The following is a 478-nucleotide window of genomic DNA, read 5'->3' as shown; positions in this document are numbered from 1 at the left end:
TGTTCCAGGCCAAGCTTGCGCCCCGAACGAATGTAATAGGCCGTGCCCCGCTCAATCCGATGTATCTGCCGAAGGCCACAGTTTCGGGCGATGTCCGTTGCCTTGCTGGACCAGGGCGAGAGCGTGCCGGGGCGAGGCACAACCAGGAAAAGCACGCCGTCAGGCTCTTCCACCGGCACACTCGGGCCATAGGTCAGGAGCCGGTCCAGAATAGCTTGCTCCGCGTCCGAGAGGTCTGCCTCCAGGTCAACAAAGTGCATGAACTCAGCATAAACATGCTCGATTTCAGGCACGATATCCTGAATTCGGGAATGCAATTTGCGGGAGCGGAATGGCGAGAGCGCGGGAGCGCCGCGAAGTTCAAGCATGATATCAACCTGTATCGCGCGAAACGGGGAAGTCTAGGTGCAATTTGAAAGGCCGACATGATACTCGAAAGCGGGGTCAGGATACAGCGCTTGAGGCGTTAATCCCGGGC

The 478-nt window shown here is 58.2% G+C and carries 1 protein-coding gene; it reads right to left on the bottom strand.

All coding sequences use genetic code 11. From position 1 onward, the window contains the following. The coding region (locus tag B2W52_RS16130) for a hypothetical protein (protein ID WP_286803736.1) at positions 1–368 on the bottom strand (368 nt) is incomplete at its 3' end. Positions 369–478 lie beyond the last annotated feature (110 nt).

It is taken from the genome of Marinobacter sp. UBA2498 (assembly GCF_002341575.1).
GTDB lineage: Bacteria > Pseudomonadota > Gammaproteobacteria > Pseudomonadales > Oleiphilaceae > Marinobacter > Marinobacter manganoxydans.
Note: the sequence above shows the minus strand (reverse complement) of the source record. Positions and strands in the feature narration are given on the sequence as shown.